The following is a 14,408-nucleotide window of genomic DNA, read 5'->3' as shown; positions in this document are numbered from 1 at the left end:
TCCGCCGCCGCCGCTCACCTGCACCGTGGCACCATGGGACCCGCCGACGCGTCGACGCGCTCGGGCCGGAGCACGCCACACACGAGGAGTCCGACGCATGACCTCCCCGCAGGACGACGGCACGGGCCCCGCGCCCTGGGCGCACCCCGCCGGCCCGCCCGCGGACGCCACGCCCTCGCACGCCCCGGTGCCGCCGCCGCCGCCGGTCGCACCCGGTGGCCCGGGCGTCGGCTGGGGCACTGCGCCGGCCCCGCCGGCGTGGGGCACCGGCCCCGCGCCGACGCCGGGCCAGGCGCCGCCGGCCGCGTGGGGCCAGCCCTCCGTGCCCCCGGGATGGGGCGCACCGCCGCCGGGACCGGCACCGGCGTGGCAGGTGCCGGTGCTGCAGCCCGGGATCATCCCGCTGCGGCCGCTGGGGCTGGGCGAGATCCTCGACGGTGCGGTCCGCGCCGTGCGGGCGAACCCGGCCGTGATGTTCGGGCTGTCGGCCGTCGTGGTGACCGTCGCCGTCGCGCTGCAGACGCTCGTCCAGCTCTACGTCGCGAGCCTCATCGGCGCCGCGCTGGGCGACACGACGCTCGACGGTGCGATGACGGCCGCCGACTCCGCGGTCTTCACCGAGCTGCTCTCCACGAGCGGCGGGCAGGCGCTGACCGTCCCGCTGCTCATCCCCGTGACGTCGGTGCTCACCGGGCTGCTGATCGTGTCGGTCAGCCGCTCGGTGCTGGGTCAGCGGGTCGCGCTGCGCGAGGTGTGGCGCACGCGCCGGGTGTGGCTGCTGGTGGGCTTCGCCGTCCTGCAGCTGCTCGCGTCGACGCTCGCGGTCGCGCTGTGGATCGGTGCCGTCGCCGCGCTGGCCGCGGCCGGCGCGGACGGGGCGGCCGTCGCGGTCGGCCTGCTCGGCGGGCTCGCGCTCGGGGCGCTCCTCGTGTGGGTCACGACCCGCACCCTGCTCGTGCCGCCCGCGCTCATGCTCGAGGGCAAGCGTTTCTGGCCCACCGTCGCGCGCGCCTGGCGGCTGACGCGCGGCAGCTTCTGGCGGTTGCTCGGCATCTACCTGCTGTCGAACCTGCTGGTCTCGATCCTGATGTACCTCTTCCTCGTGCCGGCCGCCGTGGTGGCCGGTCTCATCACGGCCGCGTCGGGGTCGGACGACATGACGATCCTCGTCTCGGCACTGGGACAGATCGTCGGCCTGACGCTGTCCACGACCTTCCTCGCCGCCGTGGTCGCGCTGCTGTACGTCGACGTGCGCATCCGGCGCGAGGGCCTCGACCTCGACCTCGCCCGGGCGGCCACGGGTGCCGCGTGACGCGCACGGGACGGTCGTGACGTGCGCGTGCTGACAGGGGTGCCGGTGGAGCCCGACGCGGCGGGCGCACGCCGGTGGGTCCGTGAGGAGATGCTCGACCCCGCGTACCACCGCCAGGATTCGCTGCTGCAGCGAGCGCTGGCGTGGCTCACCGAGCAGCTCGACAACCTGCCCTCGCTCGGCATGTCGAACCGGACGGCGCTGCTCGTCGTCGTCGGCGTGGCCGTCCTCGTGGTGCTCGTCGCGCTGCGCGTGGCCGGGCCGGTGCGGGCCGGCGCGCGGCGTCGGCGCGCCGCCGTCCTGCACGCCGACGACCGCCGCACCGCCGCGCAGCTGCGCGACGCCGCCGACGCCGCGGCACGCGCCGGCACGTGGTCCGTGGCCGTCGCCGACCGGTACCGGGCGGTCGTCCGCGACCTCGAGGAGCGCGGCCTGCTCGACGAACGGCCCGGACGCACCGCGCACGAGGCCGCGCGCGTCGCCGCCGCGGTGCTGCCCGCGCACGCCGACGCGCTGCGCCGCGGTGGCGACCTGTTCGACGACGTCGTGTACGGCGAACGGTCCGCCACGGCCGAGGACGACGCGACGATGCGCGGCCTGGACGCCGCCGTCCGCGCGGCACGGCCCGCGGCGGTCACGGCGTGAGCGCGACGACGGCGCCAGTGGTCGAGGTCGTCGGGGACGGGTCGACGGGGCGCTCCCGGGCCGCGGGCCGCTGGCGGCGCGCCCGCCCCTGGCTCGTGGTGCTCGGCGTCGTGCTCGTCGGCGGCCTGGTGCTGGCGCTGCCCGCGCCGCCCTCGAGCACCACGCCGGGCGCACCGGACAACGCCGGCGCCTCGGGCGCGCGCGCCGTGGCCCAGGTGCTCGAGCGCCAGGGCGTCACGGTCGAGCACGTCACGACGACCGCCGCCGCCCTCGCGGCCGCCACCGGTGACAGCACGGTCCTCGTCGTGGGCGACCAGTGGCTGACCCAGGAGCAGACCGACGCGCTCGTCGCCCTGCCCGACGACCTCGTGCTCGTCGACGCCGGGTGGGCGCTCTCGACGATCGCGCCGGACGTCGTCACCGCGGGGACGGGGAACACCCGCGAGCAGCGCGAGGCCGCGTGCGACGACCCCGACGCCGTCGCCGCGGGCACCATCACCGCTGCGGGCGGGTACGTCGACCTCGGGGGCCGGGCCACGACGTGCTTCCCCACCGGCCCCGGCCTCGACGGCGGCGCCTACCTCACGCTCGAGCAGGACGGTCGCCGCGTCACCGCGCTGTCCGACCTGCACCCCCTGACGAACGACGCGGTCGACGCCGACGGCAACGCCGCGCTCGTGCTGCGCATGCTGGGGCGCCACGACCACCTCGTCTGGTACGTGCCGAGCATCGACGACCTCGGCCCCGTGGACGCCGGCGACGACACCGCGAGCCTGACCGACCTCGTGCCGTGGGTCCGTCCCGTCACGGGCTGGCTGGTGCTGGTGCTGGTGGTCACGGTGGTCTGGCGGGCGCGCCGGCTCGGGCCCGTCGTCGCGGAGCCGCTGCCCGTCGTGGTGCGCTCGGCGGAGACCGCCCGCGGCCGCGGCCGCCTGTACCGACGCGCCCGGGCCCACGGGCACGCCGCCGCGGCCCTGCGCGCGGGCACGGCGGCACGCGTGGCGCACCGGCTGGGCCTGCCGAGGTCGGCCGACGCACCCGCGCTCGTCGACGCCCTGGCACGCGCCACGGGACGACGCGCCGGCGACGTCGAGGCCCTGATCTACGGGCCGCCGCCCACCGACGACGCGGGCCTCCTGCGGCTCGCCGACGACCTGCACCACCTGGAGAGCGAGGTACACCGAACGTGACCGACGACACGCTGCGACCCCCGAGCACCTGGGACGCCCCGCAGGGCCCCCTCGCACCGACCGCCACGAGCACGGACGCCGACCTGCGCGCGTCGCTCGCCGCCGTCCGGACCGAGGTGGCCAAGGCCGTCGTCGGTCAGGACGCGGCGGTGACCGGCCTCATCATCGCGCTCCTCTGCCGCGGCCACGTGCTCCTGGAGGGCGTCCCCGGGGTCGCCAAGACGCTCCTGGTCCGCTCGCTGTCCGGCGCCCTGTCCCTGGGCACCAAGCGCGTCCAGTTCACGCCCGACCTCATGCCGGGCGACGTGACGGGCTCCCTGGTCTACGACGCCCGCACGGCGCAGTTCTCGTTCCGCGAGGGGCCGGTCTTCACCAACCTGCTGCTGGCGGACGAGATCAACCGCACGCCCCCCAAGACGCAGGCCTCGCTCCTGGAGGCGATGGAGGAGCGGCAGGTCACCGTCGACGGCGAGGCGCGCATGCTGCCCGACCCGTTCGTCGTCGTCGCCACGCAGAACCCCGTGGAGTACGAGGGCACCTACCCGCTGCCCGAGGCCCAGCTCGACCGCTTCCTGCTCAAGCTGCTGCTGCCCCTGCCCGAGCGCACCGACGAGGTCGAGGTGCTGGCGCGGCACGCGGCCGGGTTCGACCCGCGCGACCTCGCCGCGGCCGGTCTGCGGCCCGTCGCCGGCGTCGACGACCTCGCCCGTGCGCGGGCGCAGGTGGCCCGCGTGCAGGTCGCGCCGGAGGTCCTCGGCTACGTGGTCGACGTCTGCCGCGCGACCCGGACGTCCCCGTCCCTGAGCCTCGGCGTGTCCCCGCGCGGGGCGACCGCGCTCCTGGCGACGTCGCGCGCGTGGGCCTGGCTGTCGGGCCGCGACTACGTGACCCCCGACGACGTGCAGGCGCTGGCGCACCCCACGCTGCGCCACCGCGTCCAGCTGCGGCCCGAGGCGGAGATCGAGGGCGTCTCGGCCGAGTCCGTCCTGGACACGGTGCTCGCGTCCGTCCCGGTCCCCCGCTGATCCCGTGGCCCTGACGTCGCGCGCGGTCCTGGTCGCGCTCGCCGGGATCGTCCCGGTGGCGCTGCTGCCCGCACCCCTGACCGTCCTCGTGTGGGCGCTCGTCGTCGTCGCCGTGTGCGCCGTGGACGTCGCGCTCGCCGCGTCGCCGCGCGAGCTCGCGGTGTCGCGCCGCCTGCCGCCGTCCGTGCGCCTGTCGGGCACGGTCGACGCCGTGCTCACGCTCCGCAACGTGGGCCGGCGCACGTCGCGTGCGCTCGTGCGCGACGCCTGGCCGCCGTCGACGCTGCCGGACGGCGACGCCCCCACGGGCGCCCGCACGCCGCGGCACCGCGTCGACGTGCCCGCGGGCGAGCAGCGGCGCGTGACCACGACGCTCGTGCCCACCCGACGCGGTGACGCCGTGGCCGACCGGGTCACGGTCCGCACGCTCGGACCGCTCGGCGTCGCGGGGCGGCAGGCGACGCTCGACGTGCCGGGGCGCCTGCGCGTGCTCCCCGAGTTCGCGTCCCGCCGTCACCTGCCGTCGCGCCTGGCCCGGCTGCGTGAGCTCGACGGGCGTTCCGCCGTGCAGCTGCGGGGCGCGGGCACCGAGTTCGACTCGCTGCGCGAGTACGTCGACGGCGACGACGTCCGCTCGATCGACTGGCGGGCGACCGCACGTCGGCGCGAGGTCGTGGTGCGGACGTGGCGGCCCGAGCGGGACCGCCACGTGCTGCTCGTGGTCGACACCTCGCGCACGAGCGCGGCCCGCGTCCTCGACGGCACCCGGCTCGAGGCGTCGGTCGAGGCGGCGCTGCTGCTGGGCGTCCTGGCGGCGCACGCGGGTGACCGCGTCGAGCTCCTCGCGTACGACCGCCGGGTGCGCGCCCGCGCGGCCGACTCGCACTCCTCGCGCGTGCTGCCCGCGCTGGCCGAGGCGCTCGCCGGCGTGCAGCCGGCCCTCGTCGAGACGGACTGGCCGGGTCTCGTCGGGCAGGTCCGCTCGCGTCTGAGCCGGCGGGCGCTCGTGGTGCTGCTGACGTCGCTCGACCCCGCGTCGGTCGAGCAGGGCCTCCTCGACGTCGTGGGCGGCCTGACGCGTCGTCACCAGGTGGTCCTCGCGTCGGTCGCGGACCCCGAGCTCGAGGAGCTGCGGACCTCGCGGCGAACGGTCGACGAGGTGTTCGACGCGGCCGCCGCGGAGCGCACGTCGCTCGAGCGCGACGCGGTCGCCGTGCGGTTGCGGCAGCGGGGCGTCGAGGTGGTCGAGGCGTCGCCCGACGACCTGGCACCCCGGCTCGCCGACACCTACCTCGCGCTCAAGGCGTCGGGGCGGCTGTAGCGCACCCCGTGTCGGCCCCCCGCGCTACGTTCGGTGCGTGCTGGACGACCGTGCCCTCAACCGCGCCCTCCTGGCGCGCCAGCACCTGCTCGAGCCCACGTCGCTCGACGTCCCCACGGTCGTCGCGCGCCTCGTCGGCCTCCAGGCCCAGAACCCGTGGTCGCCGTTCCTGGGCCTGTGGAGCCGGGTCGCCGGCTTCACGACGGCCGACCTCGACACCGCACTGACCGACAGGACCGTCCTGCGGATGGCCGTCATGCGCTCGACCGTCCACCTCGTCACGGCGGAGGACGCCCCGGTCCTGTCGACGCTCGCACGCCCGGTCATGGCGGGCGAGCTGCGTGCCAACCCGCGACGGCGCGCGGCCCTGGACGTCGTCGACCTCGACCTGCTCGTCGAGCTCGCGGCCACGTACGTCCGCGCGGAGCCCCGCGTGACGACCGACCTCGGCGCGCACCTGGCACGGCGGTGGCCGGCGGCCCACCCGCAGGACCTGTCCGCCTTCGCCCGTGCGCTGCTGCCGATGGTGCAGGTCACGCCGCGCGGGCTGTGGCGGCGCTCGGCGGCGACCACGTGGACGACGCTGGACGCGTGGGTCCCCGCCGCGGTCGCGGCCGCCGGGGACCTCACGGCCGCCGACGCGCAGCGGCGCGCCCTGGAGGGCGTCGTGCTGCGCTACCTCGCGGCGTTCGGCCCCGCGAGCGTCGCGGACGTCCAGGCGTGGTCGGGGCTGACCGGCCTGCGTGACGTCGTGGCGGGGCTGCGCGACCGCCTCGTGACGCTCCCCGCAGCACCGGCCCGTCCCGGCGGGCGTCCGCGTGAGCTGCTCGACCTGCCGGACGCGCCACGACCCGACCCCGACGTGCCGGCGCCCGTCCGGCTGCTCGCCGACTACGACAACCTCTGGCTCGCGCACGCCCAGCGCACCCGCGTGATCGACGACGAGCACCGCCGCCGCCTGCAGACCCCCAACGGTCGCCTGCCCGCGGCGGTCCTGGTCGACGGGCGCGTGCGCGCGACCTGGGCGCTCGAGCGCGCGCGCAGCGGGAGCGGACGCGCGGACCGCGCGGTCGCCGCGACCCTGACGATCACACCGCTCGAGCCCCTGGGCCCGGCGCAGCGTGGCGACGTGCTGGCCGCGGCGGAGCCCGCCGTGCGCTTCCTCGCCGACGACGCGGACACCCACGTGGTCCGCTTCGCGGACTGAGCGGCCGCCCGGGGCGTCAGCCGGCGGTCGCGACCGTGTACCCGGCCCGGTCGGCGTCGAGGTCCCCCGTGTGGCCGGCCGCGACGGCACGGCGGCCCAGCACGATCACGTACGTCCAGAACGCCGCGAGCACGACGACGCCGACGGCCACCTTGACGGGCCACGGCAGGGTCGAGCCGGTGACGAACCCCTCGACGAGCCCGGACACGGCGAGCACGCCGACGAGCCCGATGGCGACGGTGAACAGCGCGCGCCCCTCCTGCGCGAGCGCCCGGCCGCGGGTCCGCGGGCCGGGGTCGACCCACGTCCAGAACAGCCGCAGCCCGGCGGCACCCGCCACGAAGATCGCGGTGAGCTCGAGCAGCCCGTGCGGCGCGATGAGCTGCAGGAAGACGTCGAGGCGCCCGTGCGACGCCATGAGCCCGCCCGCGGACCCCACCCCCACCGCGTTGCTGAACAGGACGTAGACCGGCGCGAACCCCGTGATCCCGGTGCCCACGCACAGCGCCGCGATCCAGGCGTTGTTGGTCCACACCATCGTGGCGAAGCCCGCACCGGGCGCGTAGTACTCCTCGAAGGCCTGCTCGACGTACTGCCGCTGCTCGGCCGGGGTGCCCATGAGCGCCAGCGCGTCGGGCGACGTCGCCACGAGCACGCCCGTCGCGGTGCCGACGAGCAGGAACGCCGCGGTGACGGCGACGGTCCACCAGCGGATGCGGTACAGCGCCGAGGGCAGCCGCAGCACGACGAACGACACCACGTCCGACCACGAGGGGGCGTGCGTGCCCGAGAGCCGGCTGCGCGCGCGCACCAGCACCTGCGACAGCCGCGACACCGTCTCCGGGTCCGGGGCGGCCGAGCGCACCGCGGACAGGTCGGTCGCGGTCGCCTGGTACAGCGCGACGAGCTCGTCGGCCTCGGCACCGTTCAGGCGGCGGCGGCGCGCGAGGGCGTCGAGACGCTGCCACGTCGGCGTGCGCGCGCGGGTGTAGGCATCGAGGTCCACGGCCCCAGCCTGCCATCGACCGGGGCCCGCGCGTGCGGCCCACGCACGGCGCGCGGTGCCGGATAGTCTGCGCAGGTGACCGCCACGACGCCCCGATCGACCGAGCTGCACGACGGCGTCGTGATCGGCGAGGGTGTGGTGCTCGACTCGCGGCCCGCGTCGGTCGCCTCCCGCCTGCTGGCGGCGGTCGTCGACCTCCTGGCGCTGCTGGTGCTGCTGGTCGTCGCGACGATCGTCCTGTCCAACCTGTCGCTGCAGCTGGACCAGTACACGAGCCGGATCCTCGGGATCGTCGTGCTCGTCCTGGTGACCGTCGTGCTGCCGACGACGGTCGAGACGCTGACCCGGGGCCGCTCGCTCGGCAAGCTGGTCGCCGGCGTGCGGATCGTGCGGGACGACGGTGGCGCGATCGTGCTCCGGCAGGCCTTCGTCCGGGCGCTCACCGGTGTCGCGGAGCTGTGGCTCACGCTGGGGTCCGTCGCCGTCATCTGCTCGATCGCGCACCCCCGCGGCAAGCGGGTCGGTGACATCCTCGCCGGGACCTACGGGTCGCGCGTGCGGGCCGCGGCACCGGTGCGCTCGTCGGCCGTCATGCCGCCGCAGCTCGCCGGCTGGGCCGCGAACGCCGACGTGGCGCGGCTCCCCGACGGTCTGGCGCTCGCCGTCCGGCAGTTCCTCGGACGCGCGGCCCTGCTGCACCCGGGATCGCGCGCCGAGCTGGGCACCCGCCTCGCCGCCGACCTGCAGCCGTACGTGAGCCCTCCCCCGCCGGCCGGCACGCACCCCGAGGCGTTCCTGTCCGCCGTGCTCGCCGAGCGCGGCCGCCGCGAGACCCTGGTCGAGCTGGAGCGCGTGCGCCGCGAGCAGGCCGAGGCGGTCCTGCTGCGTCGGCTGCCCCACGGCGTCCCCGACCCGGACCTCTGACGCCGCGCGGCGCCGGGCGGGTCAGGTCGCCGGACGCGCCTCGTCCACCAGCAGGACCGGGATGCCGTCGAGCACCGGGTAGCGCAGCGGCCGCTCGGGGTCGGTCGAGATCAGCACCGGGGACCCGTCGGGGTCCACGCCGTCGACGAGCTCGGCCCCCGTGACGGGGCACCGCAGCAGCGCGCGCGCCCACGGCTCGAGGTCGGTCGCGGGGCGGTCGGTCGCCGTCATGGCATCTCCAGGGTCGTGGGTGTCGTCGTCCCGCCGCGGCGGGTCGTGCTGACGTCAGGCGCGCGCGGTACCGTCGGGGCCCAGCGCACGGCCGTCACCGTCGACGACGAACCAGGCGGTCGCCTCGCAGCCGGGGCACGACGCGAACACGGCCGGTCGGCCGTCGGGCAGCGCGACGCGCAACCGGGTCAGGTCGTCCTCGCCGCACGCGAAGCAGGCGGGCGCGGTGGCCGAGTCGTCGACCACGGGCCGGGTGATCGAGCCCAGCGGCTCGTCCGCCGGCGGGCGACGGTCACGTGCGGCGCTCACGGCTGCTCGTCCTGGGAGGACCCCGGGACGACCCGCAGGTGGCCGCGACGGCGTGACGTGTCGAGCGCCGGTGCCGCGACGGGCGTCAGCGCGGGCGCGGGCTCGGGGACGCGTCGACGCCCGGCCTCACGCACCGCCTCGGCGAGCGCGACCAGGTCGTCGTGGCTGGGTGCCGCCGCCTGCAGGTCGGGGAGCAGCCGCACGACCTCCCAGCCCCGCGGGGCCGTCAGCCGGTCGGCGTGCTCGACGCACAGGTCGTACGAGTGCGGCTCGGCGAGCTGGGCCAGGGGCCCGAGCACGGCCGTCGAGTCGGCGTACACGTAGGTCAGTGTCGCGACCGCGGCGTGCGGGCATGCGGTGCGCGAGCACTGCCGGACGGATCTCACGAGCAGACGGTACCCCCCACCGCCCGTGCCGCGGCAGGCGGCCGGGCGGCGTGTCGTGCCCGCACGTGCGTCCGCGGGCGCGTGGCTACAGTGACGGGGTGAGTCCGCTCGGCCCCCGTCGCCCGTCCGCGCCCGGTGAGGGCGCCCGTCCTCCCGTCGTGCGTCGTCGCGCGACGGACGCCGCGGTCCCGTCCGCGACCCCCGGGCCGGTGCGCCGTCGCGACCGCCGCGGCCGCGGGATGCGGGGCACGGTCCTGCCGATGACCACGCCCGGGTACCGCACGCGTGCCGAGCGCTTCGACGACCTCGTGCTCGACGCCGTGGAGGACCTCGAGCGCCGCTGGGCACGCCAGCTCGACGGCGCGGAGTTCGCCGTCGAGGACGTCCCGCCGTCCAACCCCGCGCCGTGGGAGCACGGCGGCGTGCCGCTGGGGCGGTACTTCCCGGCGGACGCCGGGCTGCCGCACCGGGTCGTCGTGTACCGGCGCCCGGTCGAGGCCCGCGCGTCCGACCCGGCCGACCTCGCGGACCTGGTCCGTGACGTCGTCGTGGAGCAGGTCGCCCACCTCCTCGGGCGCAGCCCGGAGGAGGTCGATCCCGGGTACGACGACGGACGTTGAGCCCGCGACCACTAAGGTGGCCGACGATGAGCACGTCCCCCGCCCCCGAGCTCCACGCCCCGACCCCCGGCGGTGCGCCCCGCGTCCGCGTCGTGTGCGTCGTCTATCACCCCGGTGACGAGCTGGCACGCTTCGCAGCGACGCTCGCCACCGCCTCCACGCTGCCCGTCGAGCTCGTGGTGGTCGACAACGGCACCGACCACGCGGTCGCCTCCGAGGTGACCAGCAGCGTGGCGGGCGCGCGGCTCGTCGTGCCGGGCGCCAACCTGGGCTACGGCGCCGCGGCGAACCGTGGTGCCGCCGGCGCGACGACGCCGTGGCTCGTGGTCGCGAACCCCGACATCGAGTGGTCGCCGGGTTCGCTCGACCGGCTCGTCGCCGCGGGCGACGAGCAGCCCACCGCCGGTGCGCTCGGGCCGATGCTGCTCAACACCGACGGCACGACCTACCCCTCGGCGCGCGCGCTGCCCTCGCTGCGCCTCGGCGCCGGGCACGCGATCTTCGCCCGGCTGTGGCCGCACAACCCCTGGACGCGCGCCTACCACGCCCGTCAGGAGTCGACCGGTGGCTACCTGCGCGAGGCCGGCTGGCTGTCGGGTGCGTGCCTGCTCCTGCGCCGGACCGCCTTCGAGCAGATCGGGGGCTTCGACGAGTCGTACTTCATGTTCTTCGAGGACGTCGACCTGGGCGAGCGTCTCACCCGCGCCGGCTGGGAGAACCTCTACGTGCCCGACGTCCGCGTGACGCACGTCGGCGGGACCTCGTGGCGCGAGCGCCCCGCGCCGATGATCCGGGCGCACCACGCGAGCGCGCTCGCCTACCTGCGGCGTCGCTACCCCCACTGGTACCAGGCGCCCCTGCGCGCGGCGCTGCGCCTCGGGCTGCGGATGCGCCAGCAGGTGCAGCTGCGCGGGGGGACCGACTAGGTCCTCGGCCGAGCCGGCGTCACGCGCCGGCCGCAGGACCGCCGGTCAGCCTCGTGCGGGACGCGGGTCCTCGCGGACGTCGCGCGCGTCGGCGGCGCCGGCGACGGGCACCGGCCCCAGCACGGCCACGAGGGGGCCGTCCTCGCGCTCGAGCGTGAGGGACACCGCCCAGGCGACGGCGACGTCACCCTCGGGCACCAGCTCGACGCCCACGGCGCCCTCGGCCAGGTCGGCGACGGGCCAGGCGCCGGTCGTTCCGGCGTCCACGCGCACGGCGTGCTCCGAGAGCGTGCGACCGTCGCGTCCCAGCACACGCAGCGTCGCGGTCGCCTCGCGCGTGTCGTCGGCGTCACGTCCCACGGCCCCGACGACGACGGCGGCGTCCGTCCCGCGCGGCAGGGCCACCACGCCGTGGTCGTCGAGCGCGCCCGACGCGGACCAGGCGCGCTCGACGCGCGGCTCGTCGTCGAGGCCGCCCTGCTGCCCGACGCTCGTGGCGACCGCGGCGGCGACGACGGGGGCCTCGGCGTCGACCACGACCGTGTACACGCCCTCGGGCAGGCCACCGAGCGGGACGTCGGTGACCTCGCCGGGCGTCAGCGGCACGTCCTGCGCGCCGGGCAGCACGACCGGCCCGTCGGCGCCCAGCAGGGCGACGCGGGCGGTCGTCGCGTCCCGGGGCGCGAGCAGGCGCAGGACGGGGGCGTCGGCCGACCCGACCTGCGACTCCGCGGCCACCAGCCCCGTGACGACCTGCCGCGTCGACGGCGCCCCGCCGGGCACGACGAGGTCGGTCCCGGCGGGTGTGAATCCCCGCACGGCGGTGTCCTGCACGTGCGCCGCGACCTGTCCGCCGGAGGCGCTGACGTGCACGACGAGCGCCGCCTGGTCGGCCGCGAGGCCACCGAGGTCGACCTGCTTGGTGCCGCCGGCGGCGACGACGTGCTGCGTGGTGCTGACGTCGACCGGTCCGGTGGGGCCGAAGACCTCGAGCTCGACCTGCGCGACGGTCAGACCGGGGTTGGTCAGGACGAGCGTGGCCGTCGACCCGACGGAGGTGGCTGCGCCGACCAGCCAGTCGTCGCTCGACGGCGTCCGGCACGAGGCTGCGGCGAGCCCGCGCGCGTCGCCGTCGGTGACGACCGACGCGACGCTCGCGGCGGCGACGGGTGACGTGTCGCGCGGCTGCGCCCGCACGGCGAGCGGCGCCCCCACATCGCCCAGGTGGAGGCTGCCGCCCCCGCCGGGCGCGTCGGCGGAGGCGTCGCTCGGGCCCGTCGCGACGACGGCGAGCGGACCGGCACCCGCGCCCGCGGCCGTCACGGCGTCGAGCGCGACCTGTGCGGGGACGGGCGCGGGGTCGAACTCCGCGTCGCCACGCACCGTGCGCTCGGGCAGCAGGACCGGACCGGGGCACTGCAGGGTGACGGGCGTCGGCGCGACCTCGACGCGGACGGCCGCGAGCGGGACAGTCGGCGCGTCACCGACGCGCGCGGCCGCGGCGACCGCGCCGCCCGCGAGCACGAGCACCAGGACGCCGGACGCGGCGCGTGCCGCGCGGCGCGGGCGCCCCTCGTGCGGGGCGGCGGGCCCGTCGGGCTCGGTGGTCACGTGCGCACCCCTCGGCGACGTCGGAACGGCAGGGCCAGCAGGAACGTGACGAGCGCGGTCGCGCCGAGCGCGGCGAGCCACGGCGTGCGGTACGGACCCTCGTGGTGGACCTCGAGCCGACCGCCGTCCGGGCCCACGTCGAACGCCTGCCGCCAGCCGACGTCCACCGGCGCGAGCGCGCGGCCGTCGAGCGTGGCACGCCAGCCGTCGTCGGCCCGCTCGGCCAGCACCAGCGTGCGCGGACCGTCACCGATGGGCAGCGTCGTGGCGACGGTGCGGCCCCGGGCGGCGACCGGCACCGCCTCGGCCCGCGGGTCGGCGGGGTCGGCGCCGGACCCGACGAGGCGCGCCCAGCTGGTGACGGCCTGCCCCGCGGTCCCCCGCACCCGCCAGAGCGTGCCCGTGCCGTCGTGCGTCACGCGCTCCAGCCCGGCCGTGGCGTCGAGCACCGCGACGAGCCGGCCGCGTGCCGAACGCGCCGCGGGGTCGTCGCCCGCGACGCCGGGCACGAGCACGTCACCGACCCCCAGCGCACCGACGTCGGCCGCGACGTCCCCCGCGGCGCCCTGGACGAGCCGGGCGGCCAGCACGTCCACCTCGGCGTGCGCGCGGTCGGGGTCCGTGGCCGTGGGTGCGTCGAGCGGGCCGGTGAGGCGCCGCAGGTCGACCGCGGAGGCGTGGTCGACCAGCTGGTCGCCGTCGGCCCGCAGGAGCGACCAGTCGACCGACCCGTCGCCCCGCACCCCGAGGGCCAGCACGCGTGACGACGCGTCGGACGACGCCCCCTGCTGCCCCACGACGGGCACGACCGGTGCGGTCGAGGCGCGCAGCGCCACCGCCTCGCCGACACGCGCGGTCCAGCCCCAGCCGACGACGCCGCACGCGACCGCCACGACGGCGACGACCGTCCCCAGCGCGACGACGGGCTGCCGCCAGCCGAACGAGCGGCTCGCGAGGCGCTCGGTGAGCCGGTCGCTGGCCAGCACGGCCGCGCCGAGCAGACCCAGCGTGGTCAGCGACACGGCCGCACCGGTCCAGGCGGGCCCGACCGCGTCCGGGGACACGGCGGCCGGCAGGGCCGCGACGGCGGCACCCGTGGCGGCACCGACCGCCGCCACGACCCAGCAGAGGCGGACGGCGCGGGCCACGGGCCGGCCCCGCAGCAGCCCGAGCACCGCGAGCACGAGCACGACGCCACCGGCCAGGTAGGGCCACGCGGACGCGAGCACGTCGGGCAGGCCCGCGGGCACGAGCACCGACGCGTCGGCCGGCACACCCAGCAGCCGCGCGGGCGCGGGGGCCGGCGCGACGACGGCCGCAGGTCCCGCGTCGGCGAGGAGCAGCCGCACGCCGTCGAGCCCGCGCGTGCCGACCTCCAGCAGCAGCGGGGCCATGAGGACGAGCGAGGGCACGAGCACACCGAGGAGACGGGCCCGCGACCGGGCGCGGCCGCGCGGCAGCGCGAGGGCGATCACGGCGACCAGCACGACCGCAGGCACGAGCAGGACGGGAGCGGCGGCGACCGCGACCGCGAGCGCGAGCGCGGCCCCGGCCGCGGCGGCCAGCGACCCGGTCGGGGCGGGCGCGCCGACGAGCCGCGGCGGGCCGTCGGGCGCGCCGTCCGTCGTGGGCTCCGTCGCACCGGCGCCCGTGGCCGCTGTCGCGCCGTCGGACGAGGGGGCCGCCGCGCCGTCC

14 protein-coding genes and 1 pseudogene are annotated in these 14,408 nt (G+C 77.6%); 9 read left to right on the top strand and 6 right to left on the bottom strand.

The annotated features are described in order from the left end of the window. Window positions 1-97: 97 nt before the first annotated feature. Genes H9657_RS07040 through H9657_RS07015 form a run of 6 tightly spaced genes read left to right on the top strand, consistent with a single transcriptional unit; the run spans window position 98 to window position 6,700 of the window. Entirely contained in the window at window positions 98-1,312 is a 1,215-nt protein-coding gene (locus H9657_RS07040; protein ID WP_191781820.1) for a hypothetical protein, read from the top strand. A gap of 21 nt (window positions 1,313-1,333) precedes the next feature. Then, window positions 1,334-1,957 carry a DUF4129 domain-containing protein gene (locus H9657_RS07035; RefSeq protein WP_318241354.1) on the top strand — a complete coding sequence of 208 codons (624 nt, stop codon included), beginning with the start codon at window positions 1,334-1,336 and terminating at the stop codon, window positions 1,955-1,957. Then, the gene (locus tag H9657_RS07030) at window positions 1,954-3,147 is read left to right on the top strand and encodes a DUF4350 domain-containing protein (protein WP_191781818.1); all 1,194 of its coding nucleotides are present in this window, start codon (window positions 1,954-1,956) and stop codon (window positions 3,145-3,147) included. Before H9657_RS07035 ends, H9657_RS07030 begins: the two co-directional genes overlap by 4 nt. Then, window positions 3,144-4,172: an AAA family ATPase gene (locus H9657_RS07025; RefSeq protein WP_191781816.1), complete on the top strand. Its 1,029-nt coding sequence runs from the start codon at window positions 3,144-3,146 to the stop codon at window positions 4,170-4,172. Before H9657_RS07030 ends, H9657_RS07025 begins: the two co-directional genes overlap by 4 nt. 4 nt (window positions 4,173-4,176) lie before the next feature. Beyond that, the gene (locus tag H9657_RS07020; RefSeq protein ID WP_191781814.1) at window positions 4,177-5,493 is read left to right on the top strand and encodes a DUF58 domain-containing protein; all 1,317 of its coding nucleotides are present in this window, start codon (window positions 4,177-4,179) and stop codon (window positions 5,491-5,493) included. Between the two features lie 37 nt (window positions 5,494-5,530). Next, entirely contained in the window at window positions 5,531-6,700 is a 1,170-nt protein-coding gene (locus tag H9657_RS07015; protein WP_191781811.1) for a winged helix DNA-binding domain-containing protein, read from the top strand. A gap of 16 nt (window positions 6,701-6,716) precedes the next feature. Here the strand turns inward: H9657_RS07015 and H9657_RS07010 are convergent, their stop codons facing one another. After that, on the bottom strand, window positions 6,717-7,706 hold the full coding sequence (locus H9657_RS07010; RefSeq protein ID WP_191781810.1) for a stage II sporulation protein M: 990 nt from the start codon (window positions 7,704-7,706) through the stop codon (window positions 6,717-6,719). A gap of 75 nt (window positions 7,707-7,781) precedes the next feature. Between H9657_RS07010 and H9657_RS07005 the strand changes: the two genes are divergently transcribed. Further along, on the top strand, window positions 7,782-8,630 hold the full coding sequence (locus H9657_RS07005) for an RDD family protein (RefSeq protein WP_191781808.1): 849 nt from the start codon (window positions 7,782-7,784) through the stop codon (window positions 8,628-8,630). 21 nt (window positions 8,631-8,651) lie between these two features. On the opposite strand, the gene H9657_RS07000 is transcribed toward H9657_RS07005, so the two are convergent. Genes H9657_RS07000 through H9657_RS06990 form a run of 3 tightly spaced genes read right to left on the bottom strand, consistent with a single transcriptional unit; the run spans window position 8,652 to window position 9,556 of the window. Next, on the bottom strand, window positions 8,652-8,861 hold the full coding sequence (locus tag H9657_RS07000; RefSeq protein ID WP_191781806.1) for a Trm112 family protein: 210 nt from the start codon (window positions 8,859-8,861) through the stop codon (window positions 8,652-8,654). A 54-nt stretch (window positions 8,862-8,915) separates the two neighbouring features. Continuing rightward, window positions 8,916-9,170, bottom strand: coding sequence for a hypothetical protein (locus H9657_RS06995; RefSeq protein ID WP_191781804.1), 255 nt, complete (start codon window positions 9,168-9,170; stop codon window positions 8,916-8,918). Continuing rightward, complete coding sequence (locus H9657_RS06990) at window positions 9,167-9,556, bottom strand: DUF3499 domain-containing protein (RefSeq protein WP_191781802.1); 390 nt, start codon at window positions 9,554-9,556, stop codon at window positions 9,167-9,169. Before H9657_RS06990 ends, H9657_RS06995 begins: the two co-directional genes overlap by 4 nt. A gap of 260 nt (window positions 9,557-9,816) precedes the next feature. Between H9657_RS06990 and H9657_RS06985 the strand changes: the two genes are divergently transcribed. Beyond that, window positions 9,817-10,176, top strand: a complete 360-nt coding sequence (locus tag H9657_RS06985) for a metallopeptidase family protein (protein ID WP_191781800.1) — start codon at window positions 9,817-9,819, stop codon at window positions 10,174-10,176. A 26-nt stretch (window positions 10,177-10,202) separates the two neighbouring features. Further along, complete coding sequence (locus H9657_RS06980; protein WP_191781798.1) at window positions 10,203-11,102, top strand: glycosyltransferase family 2 protein; 900 nt, start codon at window positions 10,203-10,205, stop codon at window positions 11,100-11,102. A 45-nt stretch (window positions 11,103-11,147) separates the two neighbouring features. Here the strand turns inward: H9657_RS06980 and H9657_RS06975 are convergent, their stop codons facing one another. Together H9657_RS06975 and H9657_RS06970 are read right to left on the bottom strand one after the other, a co-directional pair. Continuing rightward, a complete protein-coding gene (locus H9657_RS06975; protein WP_191781796.1) occupies window positions 11,148-12,713 on the bottom strand; it encodes a DUF5719 family protein in 1,566 nt (521 codons plus the stop codon). Then, window positions 12,710-14,408, bottom strand: a pseudogene (locus H9657_RS06970) (glycosyltransferase family 2 protein); the annotation flags it as partial. The gene H9657_RS06975 and the pseudogene H9657_RS06970, both read right to left, overlap by 4 nt.

The organism is Cellulomonas avistercoris, assembly GCF_014836445.1.
Taxonomy (GTDB): Bacteria; Actinomycetota; Actinomycetes; order Actinomycetales; family Cellulomonadaceae; genus Cellulomonas; species Cellulomonas avistercoris.
The sequence above is the reverse complement of the archived record's forward strand: the minus strand, read 5'-3'. Positions and strand labels throughout refer to the sequence as shown.

Bases quoted from the DNA above. Each gene is read 5' to 3' on its own strand.
- H9657_RS07040 (WP_191781820.1), top strand. From the start codon at position 98: ATGACCTCCCCGCAGGACGACGGCACGGGCCCCGCGCCCTGGGCGCAC.
- H9657_RS07000 (WP_191781806.1), bottom strand. From the start codon at position 8,861: ATGACGGCGACCGACCGCCCCGCGACCGACCTCGAGCCGTGGGCGCGC.
- H9657_RS06985 (WP_191781800.1), top strand. From the start codon at position 9,817: ATGACCACGCCCGGGTACCGCACGCGTGCCGAGCGCTTCGACGACCTC.
- H9657_RS06980 (WP_191781798.1), top strand. From the start codon at position 10,203: ATGAGCACGTCCCCCGCCCCCGAGCTCCACGCCCCGACCCCCGGCGGT.